Source organism: Tabrizicola sp. YIM 78059 (assembly GCF_004959785.1).
In the GTDB taxonomy this organism is placed as follows: domain Bacteria; phylum Pseudomonadota; class Alphaproteobacteria; order Rhodobacterales; family Rhodobacteraceae; genus Tabrizicola; species Tabrizicola caldifontis.
Window position 1 is genome coordinate 98,169 of the sequence record NZ_SJZH01000003.1, and the last position, 24,784, is coordinate 122,952.

Annotated in this window: 26 protein-coding genes and 1 tRNA gene; 19 read left to right on the plus strand and 8 right to left on the minus strand. The window is 64.5% G+C overall.

The annotated features are described in order from the left end of the window. Positions 1-4: 4 nt before the first annotated feature. Complete coding sequence (locus tag EZM81_RS05165; RefSeq protein ID WP_248298137.1) at positions 5-670, minus strand: ceramidase domain-containing protein; 666 nt, start codon at positions 668-670, stop codon at positions 5-7. 64 nt (positions 671-734) lie between these two features. Between EZM81_RS05165 and EZM81_RS05170 the strand changes: the two genes are divergently transcribed. Further along, positions 735-1,433: a metal-dependent hydrolase gene (locus EZM81_RS05170; protein ID WP_136645031.1), complete on the plus strand. Its 699-nt coding sequence runs from the start codon at positions 735-737 to the stop codon at positions 1,431-1,433. Between the two features lie 39 nt (positions 1,434-1,472). Here EZM81_RS05170 and EZM81_RS05175 read toward each other — a convergent pair whose 3' ends face one another. Further along, positions 1,473-1,919 carry a nucleoside deaminase gene (locus tag EZM81_RS05175; RefSeq protein WP_136645032.1) on the minus strand — a complete coding sequence of 149 codons (447 nt, stop codon included), beginning with the start codon at positions 1,917-1,919 and terminating at the stop codon, positions 1,473-1,475. A 94-nt stretch (positions 1,920-2,013) separates the two neighbouring features. On the opposite strand from EZM81_RS05175, the gene EZM81_RS05180 reads away from it, so the two are divergent. The 6 genes from EZM81_RS05180 to EZM81_RS05205 all read left to right on the plus strand — a co-directional run bounded on the left by EZM81_RS05180 (position 2,014) and on the right by EZM81_RS05205 (position 8,542). Then, on the plus strand, positions 2,014-3,069 hold the full coding sequence (locus EZM81_RS05180) for a pseudouridine synthase (protein ID WP_136645033.1): 1,056 nt from the start codon (positions 2,014-2,016) through the stop codon (positions 3,067-3,069). Positions 3,070-3,269: 200 nt separating this feature from the next. Next, positions 3,270-4,133, plus strand: coding sequence for a 5-bromo-4-chloroindolyl phosphate hydrolysis family protein (locus EZM81_RS05185; protein WP_136645034.1), 864 nt, complete (start codon positions 3,270-3,272; stop codon positions 4,131-4,133). A gap of 17 nt (positions 4,134-4,150) precedes the next feature. Then, a complete protein-coding gene (locus tag EZM81_RS05190; protein ID WP_136645035.1) occupies positions 4,151-5,323 on the plus strand; it encodes a toxic anion resistance protein in 1,173 nt (390 codons plus the stop codon). 16 nt (positions 5,324-5,339) lie between these two features. Further along, positions 5,340-6,278, plus strand: coding sequence for a DUF2927 domain-containing protein (locus tag EZM81_RS05195; protein ID WP_135448906.1), 939 nt, complete (start codon positions 5,340-5,342; stop codon positions 6,276-6,278). Between the two features lie 19 nt (positions 6,279-6,297). Further along, entirely contained in the window at positions 6,298-7,398 is a 1,101-nt protein-coding gene (locus tag EZM81_RS05200; protein WP_136645036.1) for an SPFH domain-containing protein, read from the plus strand. Between the two features lie 7 nt (positions 7,399-7,405). Then, on the plus strand, positions 7,406-8,542 hold the full coding sequence (locus tag EZM81_RS05205) for a primosomal protein N' (replication factor Y) - superfamily II helicase (RefSeq protein WP_136645037.1): 1,137 nt from the start codon (positions 7,406-7,408) through the stop codon (positions 8,540-8,542). On the opposite strand, the gene EZM81_RS05210 is transcribed toward EZM81_RS05205, so the two are convergent. Further along, entirely contained in the window at positions 8,543-8,731 is a 189-nt protein-coding gene (locus tag EZM81_RS05210) for a hypothetical protein (protein ID WP_135448903.1), read from the minus strand. A 49-nt stretch (positions 8,732-8,780) separates the two neighbouring features. On the opposite strand from EZM81_RS05210, the gene EZM81_RS05215 reads away from it, so the two are divergent. After that, positions 8,781-9,098, plus strand: coding sequence for an antibiotic biosynthesis monooxygenase (locus EZM81_RS05215; protein ID WP_135448902.1), 318 nt, complete (start codon positions 8,781-8,783; stop codon positions 9,096-9,098). Between the two features lie 357 nt (positions 9,099-9,455). Here the strand turns inward: EZM81_RS05215 and ppk2 are convergent, their stop codons facing one another. Continuing rightward, positions 9,456-10,379, minus strand: coding sequence for a polyphosphate kinase 2 (gene ppk2 / locus EZM81_RS05220; RefSeq protein WP_248298138.1), 924 nt, complete (start codon positions 10,377-10,379; stop codon positions 9,456-9,458). 308 nt (positions 10,380-10,687) lie between these two features. Next, positions 10,688-12,439: a LuxR C-terminal-related transcriptional regulator gene (locus EZM81_RS05225; protein ID WP_169052314.1), complete on the minus strand. Its 1,752-nt coding sequence runs from the start codon at positions 12,437-12,439 to the stop codon at positions 10,688-10,690. A 112-nt stretch (positions 12,440-12,551) separates the two neighbouring features. Between EZM81_RS05225 and EZM81_RS05230 the strand changes: the two genes are divergently transcribed. Beyond that, positions 12,552-13,211: a glutathione S-transferase family protein gene (locus EZM81_RS05230; RefSeq protein ID WP_136645040.1), complete on the plus strand. Its 660-nt coding sequence runs from the start codon at positions 12,552-12,554 to the stop codon at positions 13,209-13,211. Between the two features lie 34 nt (positions 13,212-13,245). On the opposite strand, the gene EZM81_RS05235 is transcribed toward EZM81_RS05230, so the two are convergent. Beyond that, positions 13,246-13,331: transfer RNA gene (locus EZM81_RS05235), tRNA-Leu, on the minus strand. Between the two features lie 100 nt (positions 13,332-13,431). Between EZM81_RS05235 and EZM81_RS05240 the strand changes: the two genes are divergently transcribed. Beyond that, positions 13,432-14,445 (plus strand): hypothetical protein, encoded by a 1,014-nt coding sequence (locus EZM81_RS05240; RefSeq protein WP_136645041.1) that lies wholly within the window; start codon positions 13,432-13,434, stop codon positions 14,443-14,445. Positions 14,446-14,557: 112 nt separating this feature from the next. Here EZM81_RS05240 and EZM81_RS05245 read toward each other — a convergent pair whose 3' ends face one another. Further along, positions 14,558-15,112, minus strand: a complete 555-nt coding sequence (locus EZM81_RS05245) for a LuxR C-terminal-related transcriptional regulator (RefSeq protein WP_136645042.1) — start codon at positions 15,110-15,112, stop codon at positions 14,558-14,560. 107 nt (positions 15,113-15,219) lie between these two features. Between EZM81_RS05245 and EZM81_RS05250 the strand changes: the two genes are divergently transcribed. Next, positions 15,220-15,924 (plus strand): CoA transferase subunit A, encoded by a 705-nt coding sequence (locus EZM81_RS05250; RefSeq protein WP_135448896.1) that lies wholly within the window; start codon positions 15,220-15,222, stop codon positions 15,922-15,924. Further along, positions 15,924-16,565, plus strand: coding sequence for a 3-oxoacid CoA-transferase subunit B (locus EZM81_RS05255; RefSeq protein ID WP_135448895.1), 642 nt, complete (start codon positions 15,924-15,926; stop codon positions 16,563-16,565). The genes EZM81_RS05250 and EZM81_RS05255 overlap by 1 nt, the downstream gene beginning before the upstream one ends. A gap of 217 nt (positions 16,566-16,782) precedes the next feature. Here the strand turns inward: EZM81_RS05255 and EZM81_RS05260 are convergent, their stop codons facing one another. Then, on the minus strand, positions 16,783-17,658 hold the full coding sequence (locus tag EZM81_RS05260) for a lytic transglycosylase domain-containing protein (protein WP_135448987.1): 876 nt from the start codon (positions 17,656-17,658) through the stop codon (positions 16,783-16,785). Between the two features lie 346 nt (positions 17,659-18,004). Between EZM81_RS05260 and EZM81_RS05265 the strand changes: the two genes are divergently transcribed. The 7 genes from EZM81_RS05265 (at position 18,005) to EZM81_RS05295 (ending at position 24,779) form a co-directional block, all read left to right on the plus strand. Then, on the plus strand, positions 18,005-18,205 hold the full coding sequence (locus EZM81_RS05265; RefSeq protein ID WP_136645043.1) for a hypothetical protein: 201 nt from the start codon (positions 18,005-18,007) through the stop codon (positions 18,203-18,205). A gap of 203 nt (positions 18,206-18,408) precedes the next feature. After that, positions 18,409-18,594 (plus strand): hypothetical protein, encoded by a 186-nt coding sequence (locus tag EZM81_RS05270; RefSeq protein WP_135448893.1) that lies wholly within the window; start codon positions 18,409-18,411, stop codon positions 18,592-18,594. Positions 18,595-18,714: 120 nt separating this feature from the next. Further along, the gene (gene cpaB / locus EZM81_RS05275; protein ID WP_136645044.1) at positions 18,715-19,557 is read left to right on the plus strand and encodes a Flp pilus assembly protein CpaB; all 843 of its coding nucleotides are present in this window, start codon (positions 18,715-18,717) and stop codon (positions 19,555-19,557) included. Between the two features lie 207 nt (positions 19,558-19,764). Beyond that, positions 19,765-21,159, plus strand: a complete 1,395-nt coding sequence (locus tag EZM81_RS05280; RefSeq protein ID WP_136645045.1) for a type II and III secretion system protein family protein — start codon at positions 19,765-19,767, stop codon at positions 21,157-21,159. A gap of 4 nt (positions 21,160-21,163) precedes the next feature. Then, positions 21,164-21,808, plus strand: a complete 645-nt coding sequence (locus tag EZM81_RS05285; RefSeq protein ID WP_136645046.1) for an OmpA family protein — start codon at positions 21,164-21,166, stop codon at positions 21,806-21,808. Between the two features lie 257 nt (positions 21,809-22,065). Beyond that, positions 22,066-23,325 (plus strand): AAA family ATPase, encoded by a 1,260-nt coding sequence (locus EZM81_RS05290; protein WP_136645047.1) that lies wholly within the window; start codon positions 22,066-22,068, stop codon positions 23,323-23,325. 14 nt (positions 23,326-23,339) lie between these two features. Beyond that, positions 23,340-24,779 (plus strand): CpaF family protein, encoded by a 1,440-nt coding sequence (locus EZM81_RS05295; RefSeq protein ID WP_136645048.1) that lies wholly within the window; start codon positions 23,340-23,342, stop codon positions 24,777-24,779. Positions 24,780-24,784 lie beyond the last annotated feature (5 nt).

The following is a 24,784-nucleotide window of genomic DNA, read 5'->3' on the forward strand; positions in this document are numbered from 1 at the left end:
CCGTTTAGCCCCGCGCCCTTGCCTTCGCAAGTCGGGCCTGCGCAAGGATGTGGCGGCGCCAGACCTCGATCATCCAGCCCAGCATCAGCGCGTTCAGGATGTGCCACAGGAAATGTGTCCCCAGAGGCCAGGCATCGCACAGGGGCTCGTCCAGCGTGCGGAAGGTCAGGCTGACGATCTGGATCACCGCGCCCAGCGCCATGCCCCATGCCGTGCGCGGGTGACTGCGCCCCACAATCCAGGCATAGGCCAGGATCAGGGGCGGAATCGGCGTATAGGCGGCGGATGATGTCAGCGGCAGGACCGCGCCCAGCGCCGACCCGGCGGCCACTGTATAGGGAAAGAAGCCCAGCACCGCAGCCCAGGGCCACCAGCCGCGCCAGCTCAGCAGATCACGGGTTGCGGCGAAAAGGTAAATCAGGATGAAGGCCAGGATCGGCAATACATCCGTCAGCGCCGTCAGCCCGTTGGCATGGGTGTGAAAAAGATATGAGCCCACCCCGATCACCGCCAGCACCACGCTCAGCACACGGCCCGTCGGCATTCCGGCGGTCCGGCGCCACATGACGACCGCCGCAATCAGGAAGGCCAGGTTGGTCACGGCATTCACCGGCTCGGCCCAGTAGGCGGGGCTGGTCCGTTCGCAATAGGCGTCGATCGGGTCAAACATGGTTGTCATCCGGCTTCGGGTCCTGGATGGTAGGGCCTTCCCGAAAGACCAGAAGGAGAAACCCATGCAGATCACATGGCTTGGCCATTCCGGCTTCCGCATCGAGATCGAGAACGCCATCCTCCTGATCGACCCGTGGCTTACCGGGAACCCCGTCTTTCCCGCCGGGCGCGAGGACGAGGCCGTCCGCGGTACAACCCATATCCTTCTGACCCATGCCCATGGCGATCATGCCTCGGATGCCGCAAGACTGGCGCGCAAGCTGGGGGTCAGGATCCATTGCATCCATGAAGTTTCCGAATGGATGAACGCGAACGGGCTTGCCGAAACGGTGGGCTTCGGCAAGGGCGGCACACTCGACCTTGGCGGCGCGAAGGTGACGATGGTCAATGCCGTCCATTCTGCCAGCGTCGATTTCGCCGGCAAGGGTCTGCTGCCCGCAGGCTCGGCCGCGGGCTTCATGATCGCGGGCGAGGGGCACACGATATATGTCTCGGGCGATACCGACATCATGGCCGACATGGCCTGGATGGCGGAATACCACCAGCCCGACATCGGCATCCTGTCCTGCGGTGGGCATTACACGATGGACATGGACCGCGCCGCCTGGGCCGCGCGCAAATACTTCAACTTCCGCTGGGTGATCCCCTGCCACTACAAGACCTTCCCGATACTGGCGCAGGATGCGTCCGCCCTGCGCGCCGGCCTGCCGCCGGGCGTCGAGGTGATCGAACAAGAAGTGCTGGACCCGATCCGCATCTGAGATCGGATCCGAAACTTCGTCGCGACGGACCGGAAGCCTCTAGCGTTTCGCGGCGAAGAACCCTTTCAGCAGCACCTCGGCCTCGGCCCCGCCGATGCCGTCGTAGACTTCCGGCACATGATGGCACTGGGGATGGGTGAACACGCGCGCCCCCACCGCCACGCCGCCCGACTTGGGGTCGGCGGCCCCGTAATACAGACGGTCGATCCGCGCCATGCTGATCGCGGCGGCACACATCGGGCAGGGCTCCAGCGTGACGTAGAGCTCGCACCCGATCAGCCGCTCCGATCCGGCAAGCCGGCAGGCCTCGCGTATCGCCAGCATCTCGGCATGTGCGGTGGGATCGGCAAGCTCGCGCGTGCGGTTGCCTGCCCGCGCCACGACCTGATCGCCCCGCACGATCACCGCCCCGACCGGCACCTCGCCCCGACCGGCCGCGGCCCGCGCTTCGTCCAGCGCCAGATCCATGAACGACCGGAAGGTCATCGCGGATTGCCTCTTCTTCCGTTCACAAATATCCTCGGGGGTCCGGGGGTGGAAAACCCCCGGGGTTGGCCACCCCGCGCCAAGGATCACCGCGATGGCGCCGAAAGACAAGCAATCCCCTGACCCGAAACCGGAAGGCGAGCGCATCGCCAAGGTCCTGTCCCGCGCCGGCATCGCCTCGCGCCGCGAGGCCGAGCGGCTGATCGAACTGGGCGAGGTCAGGGTCAACGGCAAGGTCATCACCTCCCCCGCCCTGAACGTCACCGCGAAGGACAGGATCACCGTCCGGGGCGAGCCCGTCGGCCAGCCCGAACCGCCGCGACTTTGGCTTTACTACAAGCCCGAGGGGCTGGTGACCTCGGCCGCCGACGAGAAGGGCCGCGACACCGTATTCGACCACCTGCCCGAGGACATGCCCCGCGTCATGTCGATCGGCCGGCTCGACATCAATTCCGAGGGCCTGCTGCTGCTGACCAACGATGGCGAGCTGAAGCGGCGCCTCGAACTCCCCTCGACCGGCTGGCTGCGGAAATACCGGGTGCGCGTGAAGGGCAACCCGACCGACCCTGACCTGGAACCGCTGCGCAAGGGGGTCACCATTGATGGCGAAAGGTTCCAGCCGATGGAGGTCAGGCTCGACCGCCATCAGGGTGCGAATGCCTGGCTGACGGTCGGCCTTCGCGAGGGCAAGAACCGCGAGATCCGCCGCGCCATGGCCCATATCGGGCTGACAGTGAACCGACTGATCCGGATTTCCTATGGCCCATTTCGCCTGGGCGAGCTGCAACCCGGCGAGGTCGAGGAGGTGAAGCCCCGCGTGCTGCGCGACCAGCTGGGCCTCGCCGAGACGCCGGAAACCCCGCGGCCTGCCACCCGCACCACCAGGCCCGCCGCCAAGCCAGCAGAAGGCTCGTCCGGCAAGACAAGGACGCGGACCCCGCCTAAGACCGCCGCCGAGGCGCAGACACGGTCCGGGCGCACCCCGCTCAAGCCCGGCTCGGGTCTGAAGCAGCTGTCGGAAACCTGGCAGCAGGCAACCCGTCCGCCCGGTCGCAAGACGAACGATCGACCGCCCTCGGAACGCGCTGCGAAGCCGCGCCCGATCCCCCCGAAACCCGGCCCGCGAACCGGGGGGCCGAAGAAGGGCTAGGTCCGCCGTCCACCCGAACAGGGCAAGATTGGTGCCGATTCCGCATGTTGCCGACTGGCAAGGTTGCGGGGCATCAGTTAAGCTTGCCTGCGGGGTTGTGTGTGCGGGAGGTGGCCCATGTCGGTATGCGGACTGCGGAACCTGTCGCTGCTGCTCCTCGTAATGCTAGTGGCCTATGTCGCCTGGTCGGGGGGCACGTGATGGCGGAACGCTATGGCGGCAAGTATTCGCCCCAGGGCAGCCGACCACCGGCAACGGCACACGGCACAAGCGCAGCCAGACCACAGGGTGGCTGGCGCGCCAGTGTCCTGTTTCTGACTGCGTTCCTGTTCCTGTTTCCCGCCTTCGGCGACGGCCCGCGCGAGATGCTGCTGGGCCTGCTGGCCGGCGGTCTGATCGTGCTTTCCGCCTGGCTTTCCCGCGAGGGCCTGAAGGCGGAAGCCGCCTACCACGCGCGCAGGATCGCCCGCCGCCCGGCCGTGCCGCGCAAGCTGCTTGCCGCAGCGATGACGGGCGCGGCGCTTGCCGTGGGTGGGCTGATCGCGGATCAGGGGCTGATCTACCCGGTGTTCTATGCGCTGGCAGGCATGCTTCTGCATCTGGGCGCCTTCGGACTGGACCCGATGACCGACAAGGGGATGGAGGGGATCGATGCCTTCCAGACCGGCCGTGTGGCAAGGGCGGTGGAAGAAGGCGAAAAGCATCTTGCCGCAATGAAGGACGCGATCCTGCGCGCCGGCGACCGGGCGCTGGAAAAACGGGTGGACCAGTTCGCAGCGGCCGCGCGCGGCCTGTTCCGCACGATCGAGGCGGATCCGGGCGACCTGACCGCAGCGCGCAAGTACATGTCCGTCTATCTGATGGGCGCGCGCGACGCGACGGTGAAGTTCGCAGACCATTATGCCCAGACCCGCGATGCCGGGGCGCGGGCCGACTACGAAGCCTTGCTGAACGATCTTGAAACCACCTTTGCGCAGAAGACCACAGCCTTCCTGTCGAACAACCGCACCGACCTGGATGTGGAGATTGCCGTGCTGCGCGACCGCCTGAAACTCGACCATTGACCTTTGGGAGATTGCCGATGTCCACCACCGTCCAGTCCGATGCCCAGGCCCTTCTGACCGAGGTCGAAAAGGTCACCGCCGTGATCCTGCCCGAACCCATGGCCGAGGTCGTGCCCCTGGAGGCCGCCCCCACCGACCAGGCCGAGGCGATCCGCAAGCGTATGGCCGAGGTGGACCTGACGAATACCCAGTCGATCATCGCCTTCGGCTCCTCCGCGCAGGCGGAATTGCAGGTGATCAGCCAGGCCATGTTGCAGGACGTAAAGAACAAGGATGTCGGCCCCGCGGGCGATTCCCTGCGCAAGATCGTCACCACGATCCGCGGCTTTGCCACCGACGAGCTTGACCTGCGGCGTGAGGCCAGCTGGTGGGAACGCCTTCTGGGCCGCGCCGCCCCCTTCGCGGAATTCGTCGCGAAGTATGAGCAGGTGCAGGGCCAGATCGACAGGATCACCGAGGAACTGCTGGCCCACGAGCACAAGTTGCTGAAGGACATCAAAAGTCTGGATGTCCTATACGCCAGGACGCTGGATTTCTACAACGAACTTGCCCTCTACATCGCGGCGGGCGAGGCCAAGCTGGCCGAGGTGGACGGCACCCTGATCCCGGCGAAGGAGGCCGAGGTCGCCGCCGCACCCGAGGCCGATCAGGTGATGAAGGCGCAGGAGTTGCGCGACCTGCGGTCGGCCCGCGACGACCTTGAACGCCGGGTGCACGACCTGCGGCTGACCCGGCAGGTAACGATGCAGTCGCTGCCATCGATCCGCCTTGTGCAGGAAAACGACAAGAGCCTTGTCACCAAGATCAACTCGACGCTCGTCAACACCGTACCGCTTTGGGAAACCCAGCTTGCGCAGGCGGTGACGATCCAGCGGTCGAAAGAGGCCGCGCAGGCGGTGCGCGACGCCAACGACCTGACGAACGAACTGCTGAAGTCGAACGCCGAGAACCTGCAACAGGCGAACCGCGCCGTGCGCGAGGAAATGGAACGCGGCGTCTTCGACATCGAGACAGTGAAACAGGCCAACGCGACCCTTATCGCCACGATCAGCGAAAGCCTCGCCATCGCCGACGAGGGCAAGGCCCGCCGGGCCGCCGCCGAAGCGGAACTGACGAAGATGGAGGCGGAACTGCGCGATGCCCTGGCGGCCGCAAGGGCCCGCCAGTCCGCCCCTGCAACCCCCGCCTGAGGACTGCCCCCCGAACATGCGCAAGACCCCGACCTGGACGATGCTGGTGGCCGTTACCGCCGCCCTGACACTTGCCGCCTGCGTCGCAACCGAGCCGGAGCCCGCGCCCCCACCGGCGCCGCAACCGCCGGCACCGGCAGTGCCCGAGCCCACACCCAAAAGCGCGGCTGCGACTGCCTATTATGCGCGCGTTCAGGCGATGCTGCTTTCCCAGGGGCTTCTGCGCACCGACGGCGGCAGCAACATTCCCTTCACCGACCGGATGCTGGCCGAAAACTTCATGCGCATCGCGCTGTTCGACGAATACCGCCGCACCGATCGCGGTTTCGTGCGGGAAGAGACCGAAGGCCGTCTGCGCCGCTGGGAAGTGCCGGTCCGCGTCGGCCTGCGGTTCGGGGCCAGCGTCCCGGCAGACCGGCAGGCCACCGACCGGTCGCGCATCGGCAGCTTTGTTGCCCGTCTCGCAGAGGTCACGGGGCACAACATCACGATGGACGATGCCAACGCGAACTTCGTCATCCACATCGTGTCCGAGGACGAACGCGAGGCACTTGGTCCGAAGGTCCGCGCCGTCCTGCCAACCCTGTCGCAAGCCGACCTGAACGGCATCCTGAACATGCCGCGCAGCACCTACTGCCTGGTCTACGCCCTTTCCGAAGGCAATTCGGGCGCCTATTCGCGCGCGGTCGCGGTGATCCGGTCCGAACACCCCGACCTGTTGCGCCTGTCCTGCGTGCACGAGGAACTGGCACAGGGGCTGGGCCTGCCAAACGACAGCCCCCGCGCGCGGCCCTCGATCTTCAACGACGACGAGGAATTCGCCTTCCTCACCGATCACGACGAACTGCTGCTTCAGATGCTATACTCACCCGAGCTGCGCCCCGGCATGACTGCCGACGAGGCACGGCCCATAGTCTTTTCCCTAGCGCGTCGCCTGATGGGTGGCGACAGTTGACCTTAGAACGGAGGGCGCCATGGTCTTCGAATTCCTTAAGGGCGAGTTCATCGACGTCATTTCCTGGCTCGACGACACCCGCGATACGATGGTCTGGCGGTTCGACCGGCGTGGTCAGGCGATCAAGATGGGCGCCAAGCTGACCGTCCGTGAAGGCCAGGCGGCGGTCTTCATTCACGAAGGCCAGTTGGCCGATGTGTTCGGCCCCGGTCTCTACATCCTTGAGACCAACAACATGCCGATCATGACCACGCTTCAGCACTGGGACCACGGCTTCCAGTCGCCGTTCAAGTCCGAGGTCTATTTCGTCAACACCACGCGCTTCAACGACCTGAAATGGGGCACCAAGAACCCCATCATGCTGCGCGATCCGGAATTCGGCCCGGTCAGGCTGCGCGCCTTCGGCACCTATTCGATGCGGGTCAGCGATCCCGGCAGGTTCATGGTGGAAATCGTGGGCACCGATGGCGAGTTCACGACCGACGAGGTTTCAAACCAGATCCGCAACCAGATCGTTCAGGCCGCGTCCGAGGCCTTGGCGAGGTCGGGGATCCCCGTCCTGGACATGGCCGCGAACCTTTCCGACCTGGGCAAGATCATTGCCAATGCGATCACGCCGAAGGTGGCTGAATATGGCCTGTCGATACCGGAATTCTACATCGAAAACATCAGCCTGCCGGAAGAGGTTGAAAAGGCCCTGGACAAGCGCAGTTCCATGGGCGTGGTGGGCGATCTGCAAAGATACATGCAGTTCAGCGCGGCCGAGGCCATGGGCCAGACGGGCAGCGCGATGGGTGCGGCGATGGGCGCCGGAATGGGCGCCGGCATGGGCATGGGCATGGCGCAAAACATGGGGCCATGGGGGGCCAAGCCCGGCGCAGCAGCAGCTGCTGCTCCTCCTCCGCCGCCGCCGCCTGCCGCGAAGGTCTGGCATCTGGCCGAGAACGGCGCAACGCAAGGCCCCTTCGGCGAAGGCGATCTTTCGCGCCTCGTGTCCGAAGGCAGGCTGACCCGGGCAACCATGGTCTGGACCCCCGGTCAGGACGGCTGGAAGATGGCCGCCGAGACCGACCTTGCCCGGCTTCTGGACAGCGTTCCGCCACCGCCCCCGCAGCCCTGACAGCCCGATGCCACAGGACGAATACCGCTGGCCCTGTTCTCAGTGCGGCGCACAACTGCGGTATACCCCGGGGCAGACGCATCTGACCTGCGCGCATTGCGGGCATGAGCAGGACATCCCTGCACAATCGGCCAGCAGTCGGGCAAGGGCCCTGCAAGAGCTTGATCTGGCGACAGGATTAAGGGGTGCCCTGCCCGCCTCGGATCTGGCCGAAGCACGGACGACAACCTGCCCTTCCTGCGGCGCGGTGATCGAGATAACAGGCGCGACACACGCCACGCAATGCCCCTTCTGTGCCACCCCCGTGGTGCTGGACACCGGCACCCAACGCCACATCAAGCCGCAGGCACTGGTGCCCTTTGCACTGACCGAAGCACAGGCACGCAAGGCGCTGATCGCCTGGATGGGCAGCCTGTGGTTCGCGCCGAACACGCTTCTGGAATATGCCCGCAAGGGCCGCGCGATGAACGGGGTCTATGTCCCCTTCTGGACCTTCGATGCCGTGACGGCCAGCCGCTACACGGGCGAACGCGGAGAATACTACTACGAGACGCGGACCGTGCAGGTGCGCGTGAACGGCAAGATGGAGACGCGGCGGGAACAGGTGCGCCATACGCGCTGGTATCCGGCATCGGGCCGCGTGGCGCGCGATTTCGACGATGTGCTGGTCATGGCCTCGCGCAGCCTGCCCGCCCGGCTGGGCAACGAGCTGACACCTTGGGATCTTGGGGCGCTGGTGCCATACAGCCCCGAATTTCTTGCCGGATTCCAGGCCGAAGGCTACACCGTCGATCTGCCCGAAGGTCATGCCCAGGCCCGCGATCGGATGGCGCAGGTGATCCGCGAGGACGTGCGCCGCGACATCGGCGGGGATGAACAGCGCATCCATGGCATCGAGACGCGCTGGTCGAACGAGACCTTCAAGCACATCCTGCTGCCGGTCTGGATGGCGGCCTACAAGTACAACGGGAAAAGCTACCGCTTTCTGGTCAACGGCCAGACCGGCGAGGTGCAAGGCGAGCGTCCCTGGTCGATCTGGAAGATCGCCTTTGCAGCGATTGTCTTGCTTTTCCTGATACTTGGTACGATCTACCTGTCCGACCCCGAGGCGCTGGGCCTGCCGCCAGCCGATTGGATGGACTGATCAGTCGGCCTTGCGCGACAGGATCAGTGCCCAGAAGGCATAGGCCCCGGCGGCAAGGAACAGCACGCCCCAGAAGGGGGCCTGCATCCACACAAACTCCACAATCCCCCAGCCGGTCGGCAGGATCACAGTGGCCCAACGCACCCAGGGCCGGGCAAAGAACGGGTCTTCGGGATCGAGAATCTTCATGCCTTTGCCCTTGGTCCGTGGCATCCTGACCCTAGAGAGGGAGGACGACATGCCCCATATTGTCAAGGATTTCCAAGGACAAACCGTCATCACCACCTTCGAGACCACCCCCGCGACCGCCTTCGACCTGGTCGAGGCGCTGGAGGCGGCCTATCGCGACTGCATCAGCCGTCAGCCGGGCTTCATCGCCGCCGGGCTGCACATGAACGACGCCCGGACACGGATCTGCAACTATTCGCAATGGCGAAGCCGTGCGGATTATCAGGCCATGCTGCGGACCGACGAGATGCGCGAACGGAACCGGAAGATCAACGAGCTTTGCAAAGGGTTCGAGCCGGTTATGTACGAGGTGGTGGGCGTCTTTTAGGCCTTGTCCTGCGTTCCACATACGCCGGATCGGCAGGAAGGGCCGAAGATACCGCACCTTTTGCCCTATTCCGCCAGTTCTCCTTGCCTCTCTGTGCGTCGTCGGGACAGCGCGTTGACCGTTGGGGCGAATCGGCACCCCGTCTTGCAGCCTGCCGCGATTGCCCTTACGGGCCCCCGCTGGCATACGAGGGGCCCAGCGCCGGTTGCCGACTGGCGCTGGACTGGCCGGGAAAAGCCCGCGAGAGAAGAATCTTCCCCCGCGGGCAACCCGCGCCACGACGCGTCTCTGGAGCTGACGGCCGGGGAACGGGGTCTGAGAGGCATGCGCGCGGCATGCCAGGCGTGCCGACAGCCCCTAGCCGCGCTGCATCGCCGGGTGGGTGGCCGCATCATAGATGCCCGGCCCTGTGCCGATCACCTGCGCCGCCCGTCCCACGATCAGCGGATCGGGGTGGCCCACCACCGCGTGGTCCTTGTTCGGATAGTCGATCGTGGACAGGAAATGCTTCATGCAGTTCAGCCGGGCACGTTTCTTGTCGTTCGACTTTACGATGACCCAGGGCGCATCGGCGGTATCGGTGTAGAAGAACATCGCCTCCTTGGCTTCAGTATAATCATCCCACCGGTCGAGCGATGCTTTGTCAATGGGCGAAAGCTTCCACATCTTCAACGGGTCGGTTTCCCGCGCCTTGAAGCGGGCGCGCTGTTCCTCGCGGGTGACACTGAACCAGTACTTGTAAAGCCGGATGCCAGAGCGGACCAGCATTCGCTCGAACTCGGGCGCCTGACGCATGAATTCCAGGTATTCGGTCGGCGTGCAGAACCCCATAACCCGCTCCACGCCGGCGCGATTGTACCAGCTGCGGTCGTAGAACACCATTTCGCCGGCGGTGGGCAGATGCGCGATATAGCGCTGAAAGAACCATTGCCCCTTTTCCACATCCGAAGGCTTGGTCAGCGCACAGACACGGGCATAGCGCGGGTTCAGATGTTCCATGAACCGCTTGATCGTACCACCCTTCCCGGCCGCGTCGCGCCCCTCCATCAGGATCACGAACTTCTGCCCGGTCTCCTGCGCCCAGATCTGCACCTTCAGAAGTTCCGCCTGCAGCCGGGCCTTTTCAGCCTCGTATGGCGCACGGCCCATGAGGCGCGCGTACGGATAGTGACCGCTTTCGAACGCCTGGTGCAAGGGCGTGGCGGCCACGGGAAATTTCTTCGGACCCGGCTTTTCATCGACCGGCTTCGCGTTCGGTTCGACCATGGGCGCCGATGTCATCGCTTCAATGCTTTGGCTGTCATCCATGCGGCTGATACCTCCGGTTCATGTCTCAGCTTTTTTTGAGATATTGACACAAAACCGTGATCTTTGCCTTGATGCGGATCAATCGGCCAAATCTTCACCGCCTAAAAAGGAACGGGGCGGCGCCAAAAAGGAACGGGGCGGCGAGGGTCCAGTTCCCGCCGCCCCGGATCATGAAAATGCATGTCTGAAAAGCCTTGCCGCCAATTCGCTGCGGACACTTTTTCGATACCAGAGTCGGGATCTGGCCACATACCCCAACTGCGGTAAGTCCGCGGCGACCTTCAGTCTTGCCGGGTGCAGAACATGGCCTCAACCGCATCAAGAACCTGGGGCCATTCGGCAAAGAACAACAGTTGTCCGGTTCCTGGCAGGAAGCGGATGTCGAGATGCGGATATTCGGCGGCCAGTTCGCGGATGGTCTGGACGGGCGACTGCGGATCCTGGTCGCCCTGCAACAGCAGGACCGGAACCCTTGCCATGCGGACCAGCGCCGACCAGTCGCGTTCCGACCCGAGGCATTCGGCGGTGAAGGCGGCATGGGCCGACCAGGTGCGGGTCATGCACACGTCCGATCCCTCTAGTACGGCCACCCGCACATCGGGGTGCGAGAAAGTCTCCATATCAGCCTGGCTGCCGCCGTTGACCTGGCGGAAGAAGGCCTCTTTCCCAAGACGCCGGGCCAGCGAAAACCCCGCCTGCACCAGAAAGGGCAACACCTTCGGGGCATGGCGGGCGTTAGCCAAGATGAAGCGCTGCCACTTGTCCATCCTTTCGTACTGGCTGGCCGAACGGATCGGCAGCTGGCATGCCGCACCCACGATCCCGCGCACGAGGTCGGGCCGTTTCAGCGACAGGTTCAGGGCAAAGCGCAGGTCGGCGCCCAGCGGGATCGCCACCGCGCCCGTCACCTGCAGATGATCCAGGATCGCGGCATAGTCGCGCGTGACGCCTTCCAGGTGATCGGCGCCCTTGGGCAAGGGTTCGGTCCGGCCATAGCCCTGACGGACCGGCACGATCACCCGCAGCCCCCGCGCCGCAGCCGCCCGTTCGGCTGGCGCAGGCCAGCGGGTCAGTCCGAAGTCGAGATGCATGTAGAGAACAGGCCGACCGCGCGGGTCGCCGAATTCGATCCAGGTCAGCCGCCGCCCGTCCGGCCCCCGGATTTCCCTGAAGGGCCTTTGTTCCAGCATGCCACGGGGGCCGCCGAACGATTCGCCCCCGGTCGGGATCAGCGCCACATCCATCAACCCCAGCACCACCCGTACCAGTTCGGACTGGCTGTGCGTTTCGGTCTTGGCGAGGACCGAACGGACCTGCGTGCGCACTGTTTCCAGAGACCTGCCCCGCGCTTCGGCGATGTCGCGCAGGGGCAGGCCCAGCGTCACGCCGCGCACGATCTCGACCTCGGCCGTAGTCAGACCGAAGGCCTCCTGCACCGTGGTTTCGAAACCCTCGGGCCAGACGAGTTCCGTCGAGACGACCAGCGCAAGGGGTCGCGCCGCACCGGCCTCGACCGGGCTGACACGAAGGATCACCGGACTGCCGGTCACGGTCGAACGGATGCGCAGCGTGACAACCTTTTCCGCCTTGCGGGCCGCAACCCGGCGAATCACACCCTTCAGCAGTTCCCTGTCCTCCTCGTCGAAGGGCAGGGCTGCGAAGGCTCCACCCTCGGAGATGCCGAAGGCCACCTCGGCGGGGCGATTGCAGGCGTGGATCGTGGCGCCGCCATCGCTGATGAAGGCCGCAGATCGCGGAATGTCGGCCAGGACCGAAGGCTTGCCGGCAGCTTCCTGAACGGCCTCGTAGCGGTCAAGAAACACCGTCGCACGCTGAAGATGCGCCTCGATCTCCGGATCCTCCAGCGGGATCGCACTGTCACGCAGGGGCGCGGCACGGTCTTCCCAGACCTCGAGCAGTTCCTCCAACCGGATCGGGTCCATCGCGACATCGTAAAGCCGCTCGACGATCTCGGCCCGGTGGTCGCGATCGGCAAGGATGGCTACGTTCGTCGATGGCCTGGACTCGGTCATATCCGAGTCCTTAGGCCTTTGCATGAATTCATCAAGACACCGGATGATCGCAGGCCCCTTTTTCGGGGCGGCACGACGGCATAGGCTTGCCCCGTCACAACAGGAGTCCTTGATGATCACCCTTTACGGCGTCTTCCGCAGCCGGGCCTCGCGGCCGATCTGGTTGCTGTACGAACTGGATCTGCCTTTCATCCATGTTCCGGTGATCCAGGCCTACCGCCTGCCTCAGGCCAGCGCGCCGGATGCGCCGCTGAATACGGCCTCGCCCGAGTTCCTGAGAGTCAACCCGCTGGGTCAGATCCCGGCTTTCGTCGAGGATGGCCTCGTGCTGACCGAAAGCCTTGCCATCACCAATCACATCGCCCGCACGCGGGGGGGCGCCCTTGGCCCGCAAGACGCGGCCGAGGCGGCGCTGATCGACCAGTGGACGCTGCTGGCAGTCACGGCGATCGAGGCCCCGGCGCTGGAGATCATGCTGGTCACCAACGCCGGCGGCGATGGAACCCCCGAGGGGCAGGCCGCCATCGCCATCGCCGCCGAAAGGCTGCGTCGGCCGTTGCAACGGCTTGAGACCCACCTGAAGGCTCATGGCCATCTGGTTGGCGGCCGGTTTACCGTGGCCGACCTGAACCTTGCCGAATGCCTGCGTTACGCCCAGGCACATCCGGCGCTGATCGGCGAATTCCCAGCGGTCGAGGCCTGGCTCAAGGCCTGCCAGGCGCGCCCGGCGTTCCAACGCATGTGGGCCGCGCGGATGGCCGAACCGGCTTGACGCGCGACGGCAGCCCACGGCATGCCGGTGGCTCTGGTGCCCGCGGCCGGATTTGAACCGGCATGGCCTTGCAGCCGAGGGATTTTAAGTCCCCTGTGTCTACCGTTCCACCACACGGGCAGCAGAACGCACGCACCATAACGATTTCGTCGGCCCCGGAAAGCCCCGGATTTGACAGGGGCTCCCGGAAGGTTACGGTCGGCCCCGGGAGGTATGCCCCATGGCCCGATCCGAATCCCTGCCGCAAGATGACCTGCGCCGGATCGTGGAGGCGAGCCTTGCGCATCTTCTTCGCCTGATCCAGCCGAACGGCAGGTTCGTCTATGCCCATCCGTTCGGTGCGCCCGACCGGCCGCTCGACGGCTACAACATGCTGCGGCATTGCGGGACGCTGTGGTTCATGCTGCGGGCGATCAACGACCTGGGGCTGCACCTGACCGAGGGCGACCGGCAGGCGCTGGTCCGGGCGGTGCGCCATGCCGCAGGCAGGTTCGACCGACCGTCCTGGCTACCAGGCCAGACGCTGGCACTGGTGACGAAAGGGGCCGTGAAGACCGGGGGCGTCGGACTGGCCCTGGTCATGCTGGCCGAAGCGCGGCGCGCAGGGCTGACCGGCGCGACGCCAGATGCGCCGGACGACACGATCGCCGCGCTGGCCGCCTACGGGAACGCGCAACGCGAAGGGACGGACTTCTTGCACAAACGGCAGTTCGAGGATGGCACCGTGCTACCCTTCCGCAGCGGGTATTACACGGGCGAATTGCTGTTCGGACTGTTCAAGACCGGCACGGCCGACGCCGGCGCGGTTGCCGCGGCCGAGGCCTTGATCTCAAGACGCTACGGCGTGGCCGAGCAGAGCCACTGGATGGCCTATGCCGCCTGCGAGGCAGCCGAGCGTGGCCTGATCGGCGAAGAGCGGCTCATCGGCTATCTGACCGATCTGATCGGTGCAATCCTTGACGATGTCACCTGTCGCAAGCGGCGCCAGTCCACCCCCATCGCCTGCCGCGCCGAGGCGCTGACGCGGTTCGTCCTGCTTTGCGACCGCTGGCCAGGACGCTTTGCCCCGGACCTGCGCCAGGCGGCGCTGGCGGCCGCCGACGAGAACCTGGCCCTGCAGATGGAATGGTATGGCGAGGGTCAGTTCGTGAAGGGCGACGGGGACGACAAGGTGCAGATCGATTACATCCAGCACAATGCCACGGCCTTCCTGAACCGCTGGCTGTGCGCCTGACCGCACCGGTCCAGGGGGCGGGTTCAGCGCAAAGCGGTGTCTTGATCGGCGCGTGCAACCGGATCGGGCGGCCCCGGGGCGGGGAAATCCTGGAAAGGGCGAAGCCGGGCCTTCAGCCCTCGACCGCGCCGGGGGCGGCCAGCAGGCGGCTGACAAGTTCGAAGCTGTTCCTGACCTGCATCTTGCGGATCATGTTGGCGCGATGAACCTCGACGGTGCGGGGCGAAGAGCCCAGCGCCTGGGCGATTTCCTTCGAGGTGAAGCCGTTGACCAGATAACGCGCGATGCGCCGTTCGGTGGGCGTCAGGGCGCCGGCCGGACCCTCGGCTTCCAGCGGCCGGTAGGTCCAGATCGCCAGGCGCTGCGGATCGTCGCGATCAAGCGCGGTGCCGCGGCCCTCCATCCAGACGACCTGCCCGTCCTTGCGGCGCATGAAGCGCTCGTCACGATAGACTTCGGTCTCGCGCATGGCGCGGCGGGCACGATCGCCGATCACCTCGTAATCAGTCTGGCCCGGGTAGAGGATGCGGATCGACTGGCCCTCCAGCTCGGCCGGGCGCCAGCCGAACACCGCCTCGACCCGCAGCGAGGCCCGCAGGATCACCCGGTCGGCCAGGATAAGGGTCGCGTCAGGGGCGTGGCGGAAGGCAAGGCGTTCTGGGTCCATGGATGGGCCTACGTAGGGGACTACGTATTCTTACGGATGGTGACGCGGGGCGCAATCTTTCAGGATCGGCAGCGACCGGCGGGTCGCCCGCCGGAGGGGAGAGCAAGATGAACAAGGTTTACCCAAGTGCCGCAGAGGCGCTGAAGGGCGTGCTGCACGACGGCATGCTGATTGCCTCGGGCGGCTTCGGCCTCTGCGGCATCCCTGAACTGCTGATCGCCGCGATCCGTGACAGCGGCGTAAAGGGGTTGACGGTTGCATCGAACAACGCCGGCGTGGACGGATTCGGCCTGGGGATGCTGCTGGAAACGCGGCAGGTTAAGAAGATGATCTCGTCCTATGTCGGCGAGAATGCGGAATTCATGCGCCAGTATCTGTCGGGCGAGCTGGAGCTGGAGTTCAACCCGCAGGGCACGCTGGCCGAACGGATGCGGGCGGGTGGTGCGGGAATTCCGGCCTTCTACACGCCGACCGGCGTAGGCACGGTGATCGCCGAGGGCAAGGAGCACAAGGAGTTCGACGGCAAGACCTATATCCTCGAGCGGGGGATCGTCGCCGACCTGTCGATCGTGAAGGCGTGGAAGGCAGACCCCTCGGGCAACCTGGTCTTCCGCAAGACCGCGCGGAACTTCAACGTGCCGGCGGCCACCTGCGGCAGGATCTGCGTGGCCGAAGTGGAAGAGATCGTACCCCTGGGAAGCATTGATCCGGACCACGTGCATCTGCCCGGCATCTATGTGCACCGGATCATCCAGGGGCCGCACGAGAAGCGGATCGAACAGCGCACTGTGCGCAAGCGGGAGGCAGTGTGATGACCGAGGCAAAGGGCTGGGACCGCAACGGCATGGCGGCCCGCGCGGCGCAGGAGCTGCGCGACGGGATGTATGTGAACTTGGGCATCGGGATCCCGACGCTGGTGGCGAACTACATCCCCGAAGGCGTGAACGTCACCCTGCAATCGGAAAACGGGATGCTGGGCATGGGCCCGTTCCCCTATGAGGGCGAGGAAGACCCCGACCTGATCAACGCGGGCAAACAGACGATCACCGAACTGCCGCAGACCGCCTATTTCGATTCGGCGACAAGCTTTGCCATGATCCGCGGCGGCAAGATCGCCATGGCCATCCTGGGCGGCATGGAGGTCAGCGAACAGGGCGACCTGGCGAACTGGATGATCCCTGGCAAGCTGGTCAAGGGCATGGGCGGCGCGATGGACCTGGTCGCAGGCGTGGGACGGGTTGTGGTAGTAATGGACCACACCTCGAAGCACGGCGAATCGAAGGTTCTGCGGGAATGCACACTGCCGCTGACCGGCAAAGGGGTGGTGGATCGGATCATCACCAACCTGGGCGTGCTCGACGTTGGCCACAAGGGCCTGCACATCGTGGAACTGGCCCCCGGCGTCACCGAGGCAGAACTGCGCGCCGCGACCGAAGCCACGATCGTTGACTGAGCATCAGGCCACGGGGCTATCGCACGTCGCGCCCCGTGATCTGCCCGCGCCGAATGGCAGGTGGCGTGACGGGGCCGACAGGCTACGTCACCCGGGCAGCGCAGAAGTTGGCCGACCGCAGGCCTTGCCCGATGCTTGCTTGTGCGGGTCTGCCGTCCTGCGGGTGCACGTCCGGCCGACGCACGCGACTGCGGGTGCGGCGGCGTTCATGGCAGTGTCACCCTGCCCCGCGCGCGTCCTCGCCGCGCGTCGAGATAACCCGGAACACGCAGGGGTCAGTCACCAGCTGCGGTGGCGTCAGGCACAGACCCTGGGCCACCTGCCAGGCGGCCAGCACCTTGGGCACATAGTCGCGCGTCTCGGCATAGGGCGGCACGCCCTGGTTCGCCCGGACCGCCCCCTCACCCGCATTGTAGGCGGCCAGAACCATCAGCGGATCGTTGTCGAACTCTTTCAGCAACCAGCTCAGATAGGCCACCCCGCCCTTGATGTTCTGGACGGGGTCCGTCGAATCGGTCACGCCGAACCGCCTGGCTGTGGCCGGGATCAGCTGCATCAGGCCGACAGCCCCTGCATGGCTGACCGCATCCGGCCGCCCGGCGCTTTCGATGCCGATCACAGCCAGCACCAGCGCCGGCGAGACATCGGTGCCGACCGTGGCCAGCAGGATATCCTTGCCATACCTGTCGGCGATGTCCTGCAGGTGCTGCATCCGTGGCGCGCGCACGGTTTCGCCGCCCGGGCCCTGCGTCAGCGCGGCAAGCGCCAGGTCATAGCGGCCGCGCACCTCGTTGATGCCGGCCGGAACCTTTTCCCAGAACCAGGCATAGGATGACTTCGGCGCCGGCCCCGATGGTGCGGCAGGCGCGGCGGCGGGCCTGTCCTGTGACCGGTCACGAATGGGGCGCGGATCGACCTTCGGCAGGGCGGCCAGATAGCGGGCCTGTTCTTCCGGGTCGATCTGAACGGTGATGCGCTTGCCGGGCTGGCTGTCACCGACCTTGATCCGCTTGAAGCTGAAATCGTCGGCAGAAGCCGCCCAGGGGCTTGCGGCACACAGAATCACTGCGATCGGTCGGGTGATGGTCCGCATCTGCGGGTGCCTGCTCGCTGTGTCGTCCGGCCCGAAGAATCGCAGCTTAAGGCCTGTGCTGCCAGCCATTTTCTGCATGAATCATGGCATTTTCGCCAGATTTGACCCGAAAACCACGCCCCAGGGTAGCACCGCAGAAATGGCGTTAAGGTTTCTTTCATTCATTTTCAATGGCTTGGCAATTTTCCACGGTTGCCCCAAGAATCCCTTGGATTGATCCCTCATTGTCCAAACTGATGCCACGATTCGGGGGCCATATGAGGCCATACCGAACGGCGCCGCCTCCGGGAAAGGTTGGTCCGCTACGGTTGACCGAGACCTGCGAACCTTAGAAAGGGATATGACCATGACCAAGTTTTCTGCCTTCCTGAAAGACGAAACCGGCGCCGTGACCGTTGACTGGGTGGTTCTGACCGCCGCTGTCGTCGGCCTGGGCCTGGTGGTCTTCAACTTCGTCCGTCCGGCCGTGTCGTCGCTGGCCCAGGGCATCGAGAGCGAATTGCAAGCTGCCGGTTCCTGCATGAATTCTACCGCCGCCACCTGCTGATAGCCTGACGGGCTTGTGGTGCTCCGGCCGCGTTCCCTGGTGTGCGCGGCCGGTTCCATTTTCCGGACAGGCCAGTGTGACCGTCCACACGGATGAGGCATCCGGAACCACGAATTGTCTGATATCGGCTGCAGTTTCGCCGCAATCAGCCTGAACAATCGGCTTGGCAAGCAGGTGTTGCAGCCGCGCAGATGGAGATGGGGATGGCCGACTGGAAGCAATTTGCGCAAGACGAATCCGGCGCCGTGACGGTTGACTGGGTCGTTCTGACAGCCGGTGTCGTTGCTATGGCGATGCTTGTGATGCCACCGATCAAAAGCGCGATTGGCGACATGGCGGGCTACATCAGGGATACGGTGTTGGCCTATGGCGACTATCTTCAGCCGTAACATCCGCTGATGCGCGACGGCAATCGGGGGCATCCGGCAGCTTGCGTGCTGGCGGCCCCTTCTGTCATCAAGGCCCCGGGCGATCCGGGTAATTCGGCGACCTAGCGTAGGGACAAGGAAATGAGAGCAGTCTTCCTGTTGGTACTGGTGGTCGGCATGGGGCTGGCGGGTGCCGCTGTCTACATGATCCAGGACTACATCGCGCAGACCGAAGCCTTGCTGCAGAAGGAGCGCGAATTCAACGCGAAGGCCGGCAAGCTGGTCGAGGTCTATGTGTTCAACAAGGCCCTGAACTACGGCGACCCGCTGAAGCCCGAGGATGTGCAGCTGATCTACTGGCCGGAACGCAACCTGCCCAAGGCCATCTTCCGCGACCAGGCCGAACTGTTCCCCGAAAACGCCAAGGGCCCGCGCTACGTCATGCGCGCCACCGAGGCCTTCGAGCCGGTTCTGGCCAGCCGGGTCACCGAGCCGGGTGAACTGGCGGGACTGACCGCCAAGCTGGAACCGGGGATGCGCGCCTTTGCGATCAAGGTGGGGGTCGCCTCGGGCGTGTCGGGCTTTGTCCAGCCCGACGACTATGTGGATATCTACTGGACCGGATCCATCCGCGGCTCTGAAGGCGAGGTCACCCGCCTGATCGAAAGTTCGATCAAGATCATCGCGGTGGACAATGCCTTCAACCAGGGTCAGGTCACAACAGGCGACGCCAGGACCGTGACCGTGGCTGCCACGCCGGATCAAGTGGCACGCCTGGCACAGGCCCAGTCGAGCGGCCGTCTGTCGATGTCGCTGGTGGGCGACCCGAGCGAGACGGTGACCGAGCTTGTCGAGGTCGACAGCAGGAAGCTGCTGGGCATCGAGGAGAAGAAGGTCGAAGAGGTCGAAGCCGAAAAAGTCTGCACGATCAAGTCGAACAAGGGCGGCGAAGTCGTCGAGACGGTGATCCCCTGCCGCGACTGACACCGGGGACCGGCATTCGGGGCGCGGCCACATGATATGGGGCCGCGCCCCATTCGTTTCTCTACAACTTGCGGCATGTTGCATGTTGTCCACATAAAGAAAACCTTACAAGCAACTGATTATTGCAAAAAAAACATTCGCCCCTCATTGTGGCAGGCGTAGGGGCATTGAAGACCCGGACGAGGCGTGGTCGAAAGGGCAGATCACATGAATATCAAACGATTTCTTGTTGCAGGCTACCTCGGTGCGGCTCTCGCATCGACGTCGCTGACGCCGGTTTCCGCCGAAGTCCTGCGCGTGATGCAGGGCCAGGCCTCCGGTGCGCTCAACGTCCCGATGAACCGGGCCGTTGTGGTCGAAAGCGACGTTCCGTTCGCGGAACTGTCGATCGCCAACCCGGGCATCGCCGACATCTCGACGCTGTCCGACCGATCCATCTATGTTCTGGGCAAGGCCCCGGGTCGCACGACACTTACGCTGCTGTCGCCGGAAGGGCAGCTGATCTCGAACGTCGATGTGCAGGTGACGCCGGATGTCGCCGAATTCAAGGAGCGTCTCCAGCAGATTCTGCCGGGCGAACAGATCGAGGTGCGCACCGCCAACGACGGCATCGTGCTGTCGGGCATGGTCTCTTCGACAGCGAAGATGGATCGCGCACTCGACCTGGCGAATCGCTATGCACCCGACCGGGTGTCGAACCTGATGGTTGTGGGCGGGACGCAGCAGGTGATGCTGAAGGTGCGCTTCGCCGAAGTGAATCGCAGCGTGTCGAAGAACCTGTCTTCCTCGCTTGCGGTGCGGGACAGCGGTTCGCTGCGCGGTGAAACCGGCAGCTATCTCGCCCCGGGCAACAACCTGGGTGGAACTCTGACGACACGCGGCGGGGTCAGCGGTGCGGTCGCCTTTGGCGGGTCGATCGGCGGGCTGGAACTGGAAGTGTTCCTTGAAGCGCTTGAATCCAAGGGCATGGTCCGTACCCTGGCCGAACCGAACCTGACCGCCCTTTCGGGCCAGGAGGCGAAGTTCCTTGCCGGGGGCGAGTTCCCCGTTCCGGGCGAATCGGAAGGGGGCGGGATCACCATCGAATACAAACCCTTCGGTGTGGAACTGAACTTCATCCCGGTGGTCGTCGATGGCAACATCATCAACCTGACGATCAACGCCGCGGTATCCTCGGTCGATCCGACCGCGGGGATCGTGGACGACCAGAACCGGATCATCCCTGCGTTCAAGCGCCGCGAAACCTCGACCACGGTGGACATGCGCGACGGCGACAGCTTTGCCATCGCGGGCCTGTTGCAGGATGACTTCCGCAACACCGCCTCACAGTTGCCATGGATCGGTGACCTGCCGATCCTGGGCGCGCTGTTCCGCAGTTCCGATTACCGGCGCGACCAGACCGAGCTGGTGGTCATCGTGACGCCGCACCTCGTGACCCCGGTCTCGGGTGCCGCGCTGGCCCTGCCGACCGACCGGGTGCGCATCCCGACGGAACGCGACCTGTTCCTGTTCGGCAACGTCGCGGGTTCGCCCAAGGGCGGCGCGGCGGGGGAAGTCGCCCGTCAGGATTTCAGCACCTCCTACGGCTATGTGATGGAGTAAGACGATGACCGCCACGCTTCTCAAGCTGATTGCGGCCTCGGCCCTCGTCTCGCTGACGGCCTGCGGCACCTACTCCACGAGCTGGGACCGTGAAATGGGCTCCGAGGTGGACAAGGGCCAGTTCGGCAATGCCACGATGAACAACACGCTGATCCAGACCGGTCAGATGAGCTATACCGTGGCCTTGGCCGAACGCTTCTCGGCCGAGGTTCCGGACACCATCAACTTCGAGTTCAACAGCGCCGAACTGACACCCGAAGCGAAGGAGATCCTGCGCAGGCAGGCCAACTTCATCAAGCAGTTCCCGGAAGTGCGCTTCCGTGTCTACGGCCACACCGACCTTGTGGGCTCTGCGGCATACAACCAGCGTCTCGGCCTGCGCCGGGCACAGGCGGCCGTGGCCTACCTCACTGCCCAGGGCATTTCGCGGTCGCGGCTCGAGGCTGTGGTCAGCTATGGCAAGACCCGGCCGATCGTGCAGACCAATGCACCCGAGGTCCGCAACCGGCGCACCGTGACCGAGGTCTCGGGCTTCGTGAGCAACCACCCGCTGGTGCTGAACGGCAAATACGCCGAGATCATCTGGCGCGACTACGTCCAGAGCGGCGCCGCCAAGAATGCTGGCACGGAAACCACGCTGACCGAATAGCGGGATCGTTTCCAGGATCAGCTGAATGATTAGGAAGGCCGGGCAAACGCTCGGCCTTTTCGTTTCCAGAACGTGGCGAAATCCCAGAAACAGGCAGTTTTGGCCCAAATATCGCCACCATTCCTGACCAACGTCCGGCTGATGGGGACGGTCGGGAATCCCACGTACCAGGATGAATGATGCCAAGGGCAGTTGCACGATGAAGCCAAGGCAAACCAGTGACTTAGTGCCCCCGCGCTGAAAGGACAGAACGCAAGATGACGAGCAAACCGACTGTTCAAATCGATCCTGCACCGATCCTTGCCTGCACGATTTCCCGCGACGTCCAACGATTCGATCTGCTGATCGACGACATGGAGCAGGAACTTGGCGAAGCTTGGGGTGACCTGAACTTCGAAGATGCGCTGGTCTTCCTGAAACAGCCCGACAGCACCGGCATGCAGTTCGTCGCCATCGCCGTGGACAGCGAGGACGAAAGCGAACTGTCCAAGATGAACGACGTGATCAAGGCCGCCAAGGCCAAGAAGATCAAGGTTCTGCTCATTGCCAACCAGGTCAGCCCCTCTGTTCTGCACCAGATGCTCAAACTCGGGGCTGATGATTTCGTGCCCTACCCCTTGCCGGAAGGTGCGCTGCACGACGCGATCGAACGGCTGCGCAAGCCGGCTCCGGTCATCCCAGAAGGCTTCGATCCGGTCACGGGGGCCTTCACCGGCACGGCGCGGCACAAGGGCGACCGCGACGGGGTGATCCTGCCGGTGCATGGCATGGCAGGCGGGGTGGGCGCCTCGACCTTCGCGGCGAACCTTGCGTGGGAGCTGTGCAATGTCCCGGACAGCGAAGGAACCCGCGTCTGCGTCATCGACCTTGATCTGCAATACGGTTCGATTGCGACCTACCTTGACCTGCCGCGCAAGGAGGCCGTGCTTGAGGTACTCAGCGACATGGGCGCGGTGGACAACGACAGCCTGCTGAAGTCGATGCTGACCTTCAACGACAAGCTGCATGTCTTTACGGCCCCTTCCGACATGCTGCCATTGGAGATGGTGACTGCCGAAGACATCGGACGTCTGCTGGACATGGCGCAGGCGAACTTCGATTTCGTGATCGTGGACATGCCATCAACCGTGGTCGGCTGGACCGAGGCGGTGCTGCAGCGCGCGCATCTCTACTTCGCGCTGCTGGAACTGGATCTGCGATCGGCACAGAACATCCTTCGCTTCATCCGCGCCCTGAAGGCCGAGGCACTGCCGCACGAAAAGGTGCGCTATGTGCTGAACCGCGCGCCGAAATTCACCGACCTTTCCGCCAAGGCCCGTGTGAAACGCATGGCCGAAAGCCTGGACATCTCGATCGAGGTGCAGCTGCCCGATGGGGGGGAACAGGTGACACAGGCCAACGATCATGGTCTGCCGATCGCCGAAAGCGCCGCGAAGAACCCGCTGCGCAAGGAACTGCAAAAGCTGGCCAAGTCCCTGCACGACCTGAACAAATCCGTCGAAGCCGCCAAGGCCTGAAGGGGGAATGATCCGTGTTTAGCCGCTTTTCCAAGTCCACGCCTCCCGCCCGCCCCGGTACGCCGTCTGCGGTGCCGGCCACGGCCGCGGTCGAGAAGCCCGGCCTTGCAACCCGTGCCGCACCGGCCGCTCCGCTGTCGCAGAAGGCCGCAGCCGAGGCCCTTGCCGCCGACCGCGAGAAGAAGCGCAAGGAACGCCTGACGGAACTGAAGGTTGCGATCCACAAGCGCCTTCTGGAAGACCTGAACCTTTCAGCACTGGAAACGGCAAGTGAACAGCAGCTGAAAAGCGAGATTGCCGCCCTTGCCTCGGAAGCGCTGGACGAGATGTCCGTCGCCCTGAACAAGGAAGACAGGCTTGCCCTGAACCAGGAACTCTACGACGAGGTGATGGGCCTTGGCCCGCTGGAGCCGCTGCTGAAGGACGAGACGATCAGCGACATCCTGGTGAACGGGCCCAAGCGCATCTTCGTGGAACGCGCGGGTCGGCTGGAATTGTCGGATGTCACCTTCCGCGACGAACGCCACCTGTTGCGGATCATCGACAAGATCGTGTCCGCCGTGGGCCGCCGCGTCGATGAATCGAATCCCTACTGCGACGCCCGGCTGGCCGATGGCAGCCGCTTCAACTGCATGATCCCGCCGATTGCCGTGGATGGCTCGCTCGTCTCGATCCGGAAATTCAAGAAGGACAAACTGAAGATCGAGGACCTGGTCCGCTTCGGCGCCTTCACCGAGGAAATGGCCGCCTACCTTCAGGCCGCCGTATCCTGCCGTTTGAACATCATCGTGTCGGGCGGGACGGGTTCGGGCAAGACGACGACGCTGAACGCGCTGTCCTCGTTCATCGACAACCACGAACGCGTGCTGACGATCGAGGACACCGCCGAACTCCAGTTGCAGCAGATCCATGTCGGCCGGATGGAAAGCCGCCCGCCGAACGTCGAAGGCAAGGGCGCCGTCACGCAGCGCGACTGCCTTAGGAACGCGCTGCGGATGCGCCCCGACCGCATCATCGTCGGGGAAACCCGGGGCGAAGAGGTCATCGACATGCTGCAGGCCATGAACACCGGCCACGACGGGTCGATGACCACGATTCACGCCAACAATCCGCGGGATGCGATCAGCCGCCTTGAAAACATGGTGGCCCTGGCCGGGATCGAGATGCCCTTGAAGGCGATGCGCAGTCAGATCGCATCCGCCGTCAACCTGATCGTTCAGGCCAGCCGGCTGCAGGACGGAACACGCCGGATGACCTCGGTCACGGAAATTACCGGCATGGAGGGCGAAGTGATCTCGATGCAGGAAATCTTCCGGTTCGAGCGCCTGGGGGTAGAGCCTTCGGGCAAGATCATCGGCCGGTTCAACGCGACCGGCCTGCGGTCAGCCTATTCGGACCGTTTCCGCCAGTGGGGCTTTGACCTGCCCGCTTCGATCTACGAACCGATCGCCTGAGGCCC

What these genes read in the sequence shown, in the direction of transcription:
- EZM81_RS05165 (WP_248298137.1), bottom strand. Translation starts at nt 670, where the DNA reads ATGTTTGACCCGATCGACGCCTATTGCGAACGGACCAGCCCCGCCTAC.
- EZM81_RS05170 (WP_136645031.1), top strand. Translation starts at nt 735, where the DNA reads ATGCAGATCACATGGCTTGGCCATTCCGGCTTCCGCATCGAGATCGAG.
- EZM81_RS05175 (WP_136645032.1), bottom strand. Translation starts at nt 1,919, where the DNA reads ATGACCTTCCGGTCGTTCATGGATCTGGCGCTGGACGAAGCGCGGGCC.
- EZM81_RS05180 (WP_136645033.1), top strand. Translation starts at nt 2,014, where the DNA reads ATGGCGCCGAAAGACAAGCAATCCCCTGACCCGAAACCGGAAGGCGAG.
- EZM81_RS05185 (WP_136645034.1), top strand. Translation starts at nt 3,270, where the DNA reads ATGGCGGAACGCTATGGCGGCAAGTATTCGCCCCAGGGCAGCCGACCA.
- EZM81_RS05190 (WP_136645035.1), top strand. Translation starts at nt 4,151, where the DNA reads ATGTCCACCACCGTCCAGTCCGATGCCCAGGCCCTTCTGACCGAGGTC.
- EZM81_RS05195 (WP_135448906.1), top strand. Translation starts at nt 5,340, where the DNA reads ATGCGCAAGACCCCGACCTGGACGATGCTGGTGGCCGTTACCGCCGCC.
- EZM81_RS05200 (WP_136645036.1), top strand. Translation starts at nt 6,298, where the DNA reads ATGGTCTTCGAATTCCTTAAGGGCGAGTTCATCGACGTCATTTCCTGG.
- EZM81_RS05205 (WP_136645037.1), top strand. Translation starts at nt 7,406, where the DNA reads ATGCCACAGGACGAATACCGCTGGCCCTGTTCTCAGTGCGGCGCACAA.
- EZM81_RS05210 (WP_135448903.1), bottom strand. Translation starts at nt 8,731, where the DNA reads ATGAAGATTCTCGATCCCGAAGACCCGTTCTTTGCCCGGCCCTGGGTG.
- EZM81_RS05215 (WP_135448902.1), top strand. Translation starts at nt 8,781, where the DNA reads ATGCCCCATATTGTCAAGGATTTCCAAGGACAAACCGTCATCACCACC.
- ppk2 (WP_248298138.1), bottom strand. Translation starts at nt 10,379, where the DNA reads ATGACATCGGCGCCCATGGTCGAACCGAACGCGAAGCCGGTCGATGAA.
- EZM81_RS05225 (WP_169052314.1), bottom strand. Translation starts at nt 12,439, where the DNA reads ATGACCGAGTCCAGGCCATCGACGAACGTAGCCATCCTTGCCGATCGC.
- EZM81_RS05230 (WP_136645040.1), top strand. Translation starts at nt 12,552, where the DNA reads ATGATCACCCTTTACGGCGTCTTCCGCAGCCGGGCCTCGCGGCCGATC.
- EZM81_RS05240 (WP_136645041.1), top strand. Translation starts at nt 13,432, where the DNA reads ATGGCCCGATCCGAATCCCTGCCGCAAGATGACCTGCGCCGGATCGTG.
- EZM81_RS05245 (WP_136645042.1), bottom strand. Translation starts at nt 15,112, where the DNA reads ATGGACCCAGAACGCCTTGCCTTCCGCCACGCCCCTGACGCGACCCTT.
- EZM81_RS05250 (WP_135448896.1), top strand. Translation starts at nt 15,220, where the DNA reads ATGAACAAGGTTTACCCAAGTGCCGCAGAGGCGCTGAAGGGCGTGCTG.
- EZM81_RS05255 (WP_135448895.1), top strand. Translation starts at nt 15,924, where the DNA reads ATGACCGAGGCAAAGGGCTGGGACCGCAACGGCATGGCGGCCCGCGCG.
- EZM81_RS05260 (WP_135448987.1), bottom strand. Translation starts at nt 17,658, where the DNA reads ATGCGGACCATCACCCGACCGATCGCAGTGATTCTGTGTGCCGCAAGC.
- EZM81_RS05265 (WP_136645043.1), top strand. Translation starts at nt 18,005, where the DNA reads ATGACCAAGTTTTCTGCCTTCCTGAAAGACGAAACCGGCGCCGTGACC.
- EZM81_RS05270 (WP_135448893.1), top strand. Translation starts at nt 18,409, where the DNA reads ATGGCCGACTGGAAGCAATTTGCGCAAGACGAATCCGGCGCCGTGACG.
- cpaB (WP_136645044.1), top strand. Translation starts at nt 18,715, where the DNA reads ATGAGAGCAGTCTTCCTGTTGGTACTGGTGGTCGGCATGGGGCTGGCG.
- EZM81_RS05280 (WP_136645045.1), top strand. Translation starts at nt 19,765, where the DNA reads ATGAATATCAAACGATTTCTTGTTGCAGGCTACCTCGGTGCGGCTCTC.
- EZM81_RS05285 (WP_136645046.1), top strand. Translation starts at nt 21,164, where the DNA reads ATGACCGCCACGCTTCTCAAGCTGATTGCGGCCTCGGCCCTCGTCTCG.
- EZM81_RS05290 (WP_136645047.1), top strand. Translation starts at nt 22,066, where the DNA reads ATGACGAGCAAACCGACTGTTCAAATCGATCCTGCACCGATCCTTGCC.